This is a genomic window from Methanobrevibacter cuticularis (assembly GCF_001639285.1).
Lineage (GTDB): Archaea > Methanobacteriota > Methanobacteria > Methanobacteriales > Methanobacteriaceae > Methanobaculum > Methanobaculum cuticulare.
In genome coordinates this window covers 72,052-80,113 of sequence record NZ_LWMW01000126.1, presented here as the reverse complement: position 1 = coordinate 80,113, position 8,062 = coordinate 72,052, and the positions used below count along the sequence as shown (strand labels likewise).

Below are 8,062 nucleotides of genomic sequence, written 5' to 3'. Positions count from 1 at the left end.
TTCATCTATTAATAACTGTAATTTAGCTGTATTTTCTTTAGATTCCATGTTATTAATTCTTATTTCACAATAAAAAGTTGATAGATCAAAAGTTCGTGCAGTTCTTTTAAATTTTATTAAAGAATTGTCATCAAATGTCTGAAAACCAAATGCATTTATGTTAAATCTATCACCGTTTCTTATAATTTCATTTTTAAATCCTTTTTTATAGAATAATTTCCCAGAATTACATTTATTATCGTATCTAGCTTCATCTAATGATCCTACAATGTCTTTATTAAGGTTCACATTTTTTAGTTTTTTTTTAAGCTTTCTTCAGCATTTTCTGGTTTTTTAGAAAATTTTTGATAAGGTTTGCTTTTATTATATTCTAGCTTTTTTAAGATGTTTTTAATATTCTGAATAGTGTAATCTATATTGTATCTTGCTTTAATGATCTCATGAGCCCTTTAAGATGTTAAATACTCTTCATTTTCAATTATTCTGCTAAATTCATCTAATTGTTCATCAGACATCATTGAATGTCTGCCACAGTTTTGATAATTAGGATATAAACTTTCTGGCCCTTTCTCATTATAAAGATCCAGCCACTTATGACCTGTAGATTCACCTATATTAAGAATATCGCAAGCTTCAGAAACTTTTTTACCATCAAGAACCATATTAATGAAAACAAATTTTTTATACATCCTACAATTGTTTTTAAAACATTTAATCATGCTTTTTAATTCATTTTTAGATAAATGATTTTTAACCCTTTTTTGAACCATATTAACCATGAGTAACAACCCCATATATCATATTAATATATAAAAATCATTACTTATAAACTTTCCTTTCAGGACTATATTTTTAATGAATTTATTTTTTTTAATAGCTACTTTTTAATATTTTTATTTCAATAACTAGTTCTTACAATCCTAACAGTTTAAATTAATAGTTATTTGAAAATTTATAGTTTAATTAATAGATTCTGTATGAATAATTGAAGTATTCTAAAAATTAGTAATTTACTAGGTATTTGATCCATATCTCTTCATGTGAAAATGTGTGAGCGGGCTTGGAGGGATTTGAACCCTCGATCTTTAGATTAATCTTTTTATTTATTTTTTCCAATTATTTATTTTGATTTATTCTTTACATCTAAATTAATAGTTAGGTGTCAAAATTATGTTTTAAATAATAGCTTTTGTCATTTGGGGGTAGTGTTTATAAAATTAGTGTGTTATTTACTATTTAAGTAGCTTTTGTTATTTTATAAAATTTAACTCGTTGACTGATGGGGATGGTTTTGAACTCTAACTCTTAAGGCTTTTGTTATTTTATAAAATTTAACTCGTTGACTGATGGGGATGGTTTTGAACTCTAACTCTTAAGATTAATATTTTTAATGATAGTTGATGTAGGAGGATATGGTAAACTTTTTATATTGTCTTTTTTATATAGGACTATTACTGATATGAACTTATGTTCAGCATGTTATTTTATCATGATTATTATTAAAGGTGATTTGTATGGAATCTAAAGGTAAAAAGTTTTTAACTGTGTTTTTAGGAGTTGTAGTCCTACTGTGTCTTATTTTGGCTGTTTTTACTTTTAATTTTGTTGAAGATCATCAAATGAAGTATAAATCTGAAACTATTGGGGGATATACTTTTAATATTCCTGAAGAATTTAAACTTGAATCAGAAGATAGTAGTAATAATAGTTATGCAAAGATTTATTCAAATGAACAAGCTAGTTTAGGCATACTCGTTAGAAAGAATATTAATTTATCTGAGAAAGAAATATTATACCAATATAACGTGTCTAATTATACAAATGTGAAATTTAGTTATTTAAAAGGATATAAAACAGAAAAATACTCTTTTGTAAATTATTACTTTAAGATAAACAATGACTTAATACTAATTGATTTTATTAATTTAAAAAATACTAATATATTAGTTGAAAAGATATTAAAAAATATTTCATAATTTTTTTATTACAACATCTTTTTGATTTTCCAACAAAAAAATAAACCTGAAAATTCGGAACCCCTCGATCTTAAGATTAGCTTTCTCAATGAGTTTTAAGCTTAATTTTAGGCTTTTTAATAAATTTATAAGAATTTTTCGCATTCTTTAACAAATTTTTTTGCATCATCTAAATCTTTTTTAGCTTTATTTTCAGTGGTTTTATGAAAAACGTCATAATCTGCTTTTTCTCTATCTTTTTCAAGTTTAGAGAAGAATTTTCCTATATCTTTATTGAAATCTCCATTTATAATACATTCCAAACCAAATTTTTGAATAGTTCCCCTATGAGTTTTAGTAAATATTCCTCTTTTAGCCAGTAATGATTTAGCCCCGTAAAAAACAGCATAATATGATCTATTAATACTGTCAGGATAAAAACCCTGATCGAAAGTCAATTCAGCAACTTTTAGTAGTTCTAATGATCTTTCAAATAATGCTTGAAATTCTTCATCCAATTAAAACACCATCTTTTTTAACATTTTTATAAAAAGAAAAATGTGAATATTTTTTATAGTGTTCATTATCAACCATCTGCACAGAGAGGGATTCTCCAGTTTTAAGAAGGGTGTCAAATGTTTTTTCATAGATATCGTCTTCAATTTTTAAATCATCATCAACATTAGAAACTATAATGAGAATATCTATGTCGGAGTCTTTACTATCTTCATCTCTTGCAACAGAACCATATAATATTATTTTTTCTATTTCGGGATGGTTTAAAGTTTTTGCAAAGTCGATAGCTAATTGTTTTCTATCCATGAAAAACACCATTATTTAATTTTTTTATTTTTAATTAGTTTATAATTATATAAATGGTATTATATATTTTTTTATCTTTTTTTGTGATACGATAGAATCTATGGAATTAACTTATTTTTTATCAAACACTGGTAATATTATTTTATAAAATAGTATGTTTTAATGAGTATATTATTACTGAGTTAGGATAATACTTAGATTAGCTTTCTCAATGAATTTTTAAGCTTTTTTTTATTATTGATTGATGTATAAGGAGGGGGTTTGGTTTTTTTGATATAATTTTCTATTTTTGTATGTGTTTTTTTGGGTTGTTTGAGGAGTTTATTTTTTTTTTGTTGATATATGAGGATTAAATAGGAATGTTTATATGTTATAAGTTTGAATGTTTATTTATATTTATTTCAGTTTTTATAATACTTGTTTATTATTGATTGGGGTAAAATTATTATTTTATGTTGGATTCTTTTAAGTACTATTAATTTGTTAAAAATTATTAAGTAAGTTATGGCTTTAAAGAAAACTCTCTCTCTTTAGTATAATAAGAAGGCACACCCTCTTTCTAAATTATTTGGTCATTATATAATTACTTTTTTTTACATTAATAGTTAGGATTATAACTAATTTACAAAAGAGAGGTTAGAAAGTTGATTTTTGTTAGAAAATTATTTGTAATAATATTGCTATTAATCACTGTTTTTGTTTTATCGTTGTCGTTTGTTTCTGCTGCTAGTTTTGGTGATGCTCAGGATTTGGTTGATGGTGCTAATTTAAAAAGAGTAAAGAAAATGCAACTAAGTTAAGAATCAATGGAGTTGAACAGAAAGAAAATGTCCAAATCATCTATTTTTATCAAAATAGTTCATTTAAAACTGTTAAGGGAAAATCAAAAGATTATAGTAAATATGTTTTACCCTCTGTTGATTGTGAATGTGATAATAAATATATTACTAGTCTTTCAAATAAAATAGTAAAAAAAATTAAAGGTAAAAAAACAGAGCTTAAAAAGGCTAATGCCGTATTAATATGGGTTCAAAAATATCTTAAATATGAAAATTATGGTAATACTCGTAAAGGTGCTTTTAAAACTTACAATGATGGAAAAAGAAAAGGTAATTGTGTTGATTCGACACATTTAGTTGTTGCATTGTTACGTGCTCAAAATATTCGCACACAATATGGAGTAAGTCCAGGTCATGCATGGCCTTTAGTCAAAATTGGAGGTAAATGGAAAGCAGGAGAAGCAACTTTAGATAAATCTACGGAGTTATTTGGGGGTTACTATGGTAAATATAACTTTAAAAATAGAATTGGTACATCAGAAAAGTTTACTAGAAAATATATCTATACTAAAAAATGGGGAACTAAAAAAACATGGGTCACAATGACTGAAAGTTATTATTATGACTCAAAATGGCATGATGTATATACTATTAACTTTGTACCTAGTTAGAGGTGTTTGTCAATGTTTAAGATCAAAATTAAAAATGAATATTTGTTTGTACTTATAGTTGTATTATTTTTAGCTATTTTTTCAGTAAATGCTGTTAGTGCAATTGATAATGTTAATGATAGTAATACTAATAATTTGAAATTTATTACAAAAGAGGCTAAGCTTAATCAAAATAATCAAGTTAAAGTTCAATTATTTAATTCGAAGGGCCAAACTTTAGAAAATAAAACTATTAAATTTTATGTATATAATAAAAAATATAAAAAATATAAACATATTGGTCAAAATACAACAAATTTTAAAGGTATTGCTAGTTTAAAATTTAAATTCAAAGAATATGGTAATATAGGGGTTAAGACTAATGTCATTGGAGATAATTTTGAAAAATCAGCTAAAATTTTTGTTCCAAAAGCATATCTCTATATAAAAAATAGTTACTCAAAGAAGGTTGATGGAGCGGTTCTTTATTCAACAATATATAATAAAGGTCCCAATAAAACTAATTTCAAAATATATTATAAATTTTCAAAAGATTTTAATTTCCCAACCATTCCTGTTAAATATAAATATACTAAACCAAAAGCTAGTATAAAGAAATCTAAAATATTAAAAATGGTTGTTTATCCTAAAGGAAAATATTTATATGTATATGGCACAATCAAAGCAAAAGGGAAAATCAAAATAAAATGGGGATTTGAAAGTCTGAATTATCGCGTGTCTATCAAACCAGTAGTTAAATCTAGTTCAACAAAAATTTTGGGCAATAATCCATTAAAATTTAGAATAACTTATTTCACAAAAGTTCCTGATATAGGATAAGGTTTGTTAAAATGTTAGTTAAGTGTAATTTTAAGAAGGCTTTTTTAATATTTTTTTTAGTATTAATCGCTTTTTGTTTTGTTGGTTTTGTTAGTGCTAGTCATGTTACGATTGATAATAGTACGGGTGGTGGTATTCAAGGGGCTATTGATTCTTCTCTGGCTTCTGATGTTTCAGGTGTTGTTAATTTAAAGCAAGGTACTTATAAATTAGGAAGTAATAGTTTGAATTTGTCTTCTGATAAATTTCTTACTATAAATGGTTTAGGAGTAGGTAGTTCTCGCCCCGTTATTGATGCTGAATCTCGAAATGGGATGTTTAATGTTAATTCTGATTCTAGATTAGTTTTGAATAATGTTGTTTTTAAGAATGGTTATTCAAATAAAGGATCGGTAGTGTATATTGATGATGGTATTGTTGAGATATCAAATTGTGATTTTATTACTAATAATGCTACTAATGGAGGAGTTATCTATAGTACTGGTCCAAATAGCATAGTTTTTATAAATAACTCTAGATTTACTAATAATGTTGCTGATTATGGTGCTGTGATTTTTATCAATGGTAGTTCTGGAAATATTTTAAGTATTAGTAATTCTACATTTTTAGAAAATCATGCTAATGTTGATGGGGCGGTAATTTTTTCATTAGGTGATACTAGTAGTGTTACTTTAGTTAATTCTATCTTTATTAATAATTTTGCAATTATAAATGGAGGAGTTGTCTTTGTTAAGTCAAATATTAGTAGAATTTTGGTTGGAGCTTCTAACTTTACAAATAATTCTGCTAATGACGGAGGGGTGTTTTATAGCATTGGTAATAATTTAGAGGTTAATGCAGTTAATTCTAGATTTATTGGGAATGTTGCAAGTTTAAATGGCGGTATTATAGCTAATTTTGGGTTAAATACAATTTCGATATTATCTACTTCAGTATTATCTAAAAATAGTGCAAATAATGGAAGTATTATTTATCAAAATGGTTCTGGAGGCAATTCTAACATTGCTAATTCTATAATTTTAGACAATATTGGAGATAATTTGATTTTTAATAATGGTAGTTCTAATTTTGTGGTTAACAATAATTTTTGGGGGACAGCTAACTTAACTAAGATAGAAAGCTATTTATATAATGTAAATATTAGTATTTTTTATATAGTTAAGCTATCAATGAATAATGTAAGTAGATATGGGGATATATTAAATGTTTCTTCTTCCATTTTCACACAAGATGGTAAAAAAATCAGTTCTTTTATTTTACCAGAATTCGATTTTTATATTTCACATAATGATAAAAAAATTAAAGGAAATTTATTAAATCATGCTTCTTTTAGTATTGATAAACTAGGGCAAAATAAGTTATTTGTTTCATATAATAATGACATTCTTGATGAAATTACTTTCAATATTAATTCTAAAGGTAATATCTACCCTTTTATAAAAACTAAAGAAGCTATTTACAATAAAAATAAAACTATAATTATTGAAGCTAAAAACCAAAAGGGAGTTGCTGTTAGTGGTATTTGGCTTTGTCTTTATGTTGGTGGTAAGTTTGTTAGTAAAGTGAAAACTAATTCTAATGGTTTATCTATTTTTAGTTATAAGTTTAAGAAGCTTGGGAATATTAATGTTAAAGTTAAAACTATTGCTGATAATTTTTATTTAAATGGTTCTAAAAAGGGCAAAATTTTTGTTCCAAGTTCTGTTTTAAAAGTTAAAAATACTGTTGTTAGTAATAAAAAGCGTATTGTTACTTTTAAGTCTGTTGTTAGTAATGGTGGTCCTAAAATTTCTAGTTTTAATGTTTATTTTAAAGTTCCTAGAGGTATGACTTATAATGCAAAGATTTTCAAACTTAATATTATTGGTAAGGCTAAAATTAAAGGAAAATATGTTAATAACTTTAAATCAGGGAAATTAACATATAATAAGAAAACTAAGATGGTTACTTTAAAAATAAATGGACTAAAATCTAAGAAAAAAATAACTATTTCTTGGAAAATCAAAGCTAAAAAAGGAACTTATACAGTTAAACCAACTGTTAAAAAAAGTAAATATACAAAATTATTAAACAATAATAATTTAACTGGCTTTAAAGTTAAATAATATAGGATTGGGTATAATATAAAATTAGCAAATAATAGAACTACAAAAGTCTTATATCAATGCTTAAAAAGAGAGATAGTATTAGCTCCTGCTATTATATTGTAAATAAAGATATAGTTAGAAAATTTTTTCTAGCTATTATTAGTTTTTTTATTTTCTCTAAAAATTTTTAAAATTAGTGTTTATGCTGTTTTTTAAATTAATTTTTTTATTTTTAGAGGGACTAATAGAAATAAATGCAGAGGTTTTCATAATTTATGGTCTTTTAGAAGAAATTATGAAAATAAAGACAATTTATGCATTGTCACAAGCGCCTCTAAAAAAATTTGGGATAAATACCCTTCAACAGGACCTACAAAGGTAAAAGAAGTATATATAGGACCACTATCACAAAAATGTCAAATATACGCAGAAAAAAATTTTTCTGGGTCATGGTGTATACTTTCTGCAAAACATGGTTTCTTATTTCCTGAAGACATAGTAGAAAAGAACTATAATATCAGTTTTAATAATAATATGAACTGTGTACAAATAGATTCTCTAATTGAAGAAGCTAAAGAAAGAGGTCTTAATAATTATAATAATTTTACAGTTTTAGGTGGGAAAAATTATGAAAATGTTGTTAAAAATGTTTTCAATGGTAAAATGGTAGAAAATCCTTTAAAAGGTTGTAAAGGTATTGGGATGATGTTAAAAAAATTGAATGAACTTAACGAATAATTTGCATAGCATTTTTTAAACATTCGAAAACAAGAAACGGACTTGGAGGGATTTGAACCCTCGATCTTAAGATTAGCTTTCTCAATGAGTTTTTAAACTAATTACAAGCTTTCTTTATCCCGTTTTAATTTTTAATACTGGTTTTTGTCTTTATATGATTTATTTAAGATATTATATTCCTTGAAATTATT

Annotated in this window: 10 protein-coding genes; 6 read left to right on the top strand and 4 right to left on the bottom strand. The window is 25.0% G+C overall.

Annotated features, from left to right (window positions below):
- Together MBCUT_RS08410 and MBCUT_RS08405 are read right to left on the bottom strand one after the other, a co-directional pair.
- Positions 1 to 288 (bottom strand): hypothetical protein (locus tag MBCUT_RS08410; RefSeq protein ID WP_211263794.1); only part of this gene is annotated, 288 nt, incomplete at its 3' end.
- Positions 289 to 449: 161 nt separating this feature from the next.
- Positions 450 to 779 (bottom strand): helix-turn-helix domain-containing protein, encoded by a 330-nt coding sequence (locus MBCUT_RS08405; RefSeq protein WP_067260238.1) that lies wholly within the window; start codon positions 777 to 779, stop codon positions 450 to 452.
- A 735-nt stretch (positions 780 to 1,514) separates the two neighbouring features.
- Between MBCUT_RS08405 and MBCUT_RS08400 the strand changes: the two genes are divergently transcribed.
- Positions 1,515 to 1,976, top strand: coding sequence for a hypothetical protein (locus MBCUT_RS08400; protein ID WP_067260237.1), 462 nt, complete (start codon positions 1,515 to 1,517; stop codon positions 1,974 to 1,976).
- 125 nt (positions 1,977 to 2,101) lie between these two features.
- Here MBCUT_RS08400 and MBCUT_RS08395 read toward each other — a convergent pair whose 3' ends face one another.
- Both MBCUT_RS08395 and MBCUT_RS08390 read right to left on the bottom strand, forming a co-directional pair.
- Positions 2,102 to 2,473, bottom strand: coding sequence for a HEPN domain-containing protein (locus MBCUT_RS08395; RefSeq protein ID WP_067260236.1), 372 nt, complete (start codon positions 2,471 to 2,473; stop codon positions 2,102 to 2,104).
- On the bottom strand, positions 2,466 to 2,777 hold the full coding sequence (locus tag MBCUT_RS08390) for a nucleotidyltransferase domain-containing protein (protein WP_067260235.1): 312 nt from the start codon (positions 2,775 to 2,777) through the stop codon (positions 2,466 to 2,468). The genes MBCUT_RS08395 and MBCUT_RS08390 overlap by 8 nt, the downstream gene beginning before the upstream one ends.
- A 644-nt stretch (positions 2,778 to 3,421) precedes the next feature.
- On the opposite strand from MBCUT_RS08390, the gene MBCUT_RS10995 reads away from it, so the two are divergent.
- The 5 genes from MBCUT_RS10995 (at position 3,422) to MBCUT_RS11820 (ending at position 7,871) form a co-directional block, all read left to right on the top strand.
- Complete coding sequence (locus MBCUT_RS10995) at positions 3,422 to 3,577, top strand: hypothetical protein (protein WP_157082553.1); 156 nt, start codon at positions 3,422 to 3,424, stop codon at positions 3,575 to 3,577.
- Between the two features lie 2 nt (positions 3,578 to 3,579).
- The gene (locus MBCUT_RS10595) at positions 3,580 to 4,227 is read left to right on the top strand and encodes a transglutaminase domain-containing protein (protein ID WP_084270774.1); all 648 of its coding nucleotides are present in this window, start codon (positions 3,580 to 3,582) and stop codon (positions 4,225 to 4,227) included.
- A gap of 12 nt (positions 4,228 to 4,239) precedes the next feature.
- Positions 4,240 to 5,046 carry a hypothetical protein gene (locus MBCUT_RS08380; RefSeq protein ID WP_067260233.1) on the top strand — a complete coding sequence of 269 codons (807 nt, stop codon included), beginning with the start codon at positions 4,240 to 4,242 and terminating at the stop codon, positions 5,044 to 5,046.
- Positions 5,047 to 5,057: 11 nt separating this feature from the next.
- The gene (locus MBCUT_RS08375) at positions 5,058 to 7,151 is read left to right on the top strand and encodes a hypothetical protein (RefSeq protein WP_067260232.1); all 2,094 of its coding nucleotides are present in this window, start codon (positions 5,058 to 5,060) and stop codon (positions 7,149 to 7,151) included.
- Positions 7,152 to 7,349: 198 nt separating this feature from the next.
- Positions 7,350 to 7,871 (top strand): DUF6884 domain-containing protein, encoded by a 522-nt coding sequence (locus tag MBCUT_RS11820; RefSeq protein WP_342667573.1) that lies wholly within the window; start codon positions 7,350 to 7,352, stop codon positions 7,869 to 7,871.
- The last annotated feature ends 191 nt before the right edge of the window (positions 7,872 to 8,062 follow it).

Coding starts and splice junctions, on each gene's coding strand:
- MBCUT_RS08390 (WP_067260235.1), bottom strand. CDS start 2,777: ATGGATAGAAAACAATTAGCTATCGACTTTGCAAAAACTTTAAACCAT.
- MBCUT_RS08380 (WP_067260233.1), top strand. CDS start 4,240: ATGTTTAAGATCAAAATTAAAAATGAATATTTGTTTGTACTTATAGTT.
- MBCUT_RS08375 (WP_067260232.1), top strand. CDS start 5,058: ATGTTAGTTAAGTGTAATTTTAAGAAGGCTTTTTTAATATTTTTTTTA.
- MBCUT_RS08405 (WP_067260238.1), bottom strand. CDS start 779: ATGGTTAATATGGTTCAAAAAAGGGTTAAAAATCATTTATCTAAAAAT.
- MBCUT_RS08400 (WP_067260237.1), top strand. CDS start 1,515: ATGGAATCTAAAGGTAAAAAGTTTTTAACTGTGTTTTTAGGAGTTGTA.